Raw genomic sequence first — 529 nt, forward strand, 5'->3', positions numbered from 1 at the left:
GCGGCTGGCCTTGGCCTGTTCCAGTTGTTCGGGGCTGGTGCAATAGATGGCCGAACGGTACTGGGTGCCGACGTCGTTGCCCTGGCGCATGCCTTGGGTGGGGTTGTGCAATTCCCAGAACATCGCCAGCAATTCGCGGTAGCTGACTTTGTCCTTATCGAAGACCACCAGCACCACTTCGGTGTGGCCGGTCAGGCCCGAGCAGACTTCTTCGTAGGTGGGGTTGGGGGTGATACCGCCGGCGTAGCCGACCACGGTGCTGACCACGCCTTCGCGTTGCCAGAAGCGGCGTTCAGCGCCCCAGAAGCAGCCCAGGCCGAAGATGGCGAAGTCGATGGCACCTTCGAAGAACGGGCCGAGCAGTGGGGTGCCTTTGAACACGTAGTGGAACTCGGGCAGGCTCATTGGCGTTTCGCGGCCAGGCAGGGCCTGTTCCGCAGTAGGCAGGACGTTTTTGTTCACCAGGATTTCCGAACGCAGGACCATGGCCGTTCCTCTGTGGTTATTCAGTTGGATAGGGTTGGGGCCT

General features: G+C 61.4%; 1 protein-coding gene. It reads right to left on the reverse strand.

Annotation, left to right across the window (positions count from 1 at the left end; all coding sequences use genetic code 11):
• Positions 1 to 486 (reverse strand): peptide-methionine (S)-S-oxide reductase MsrA (msrA, locus tag HP546_RS31025; RefSeq protein ID WP_172233879.1); only part of this gene is annotated, 486 nt, incomplete at its 3' end.
• Positions 487 to 529: the final 43 nt, after the last annotated feature.

Origin of the sequence: Pseudomonas sp. CM25 (assembly GCF_013179705.1) — a bacterium.
Classification (GTDB): domain Bacteria; phylum Pseudomonadota; class Gammaproteobacteria; order Pseudomonadales; family Pseudomonadaceae; genus Aquipseudomonas.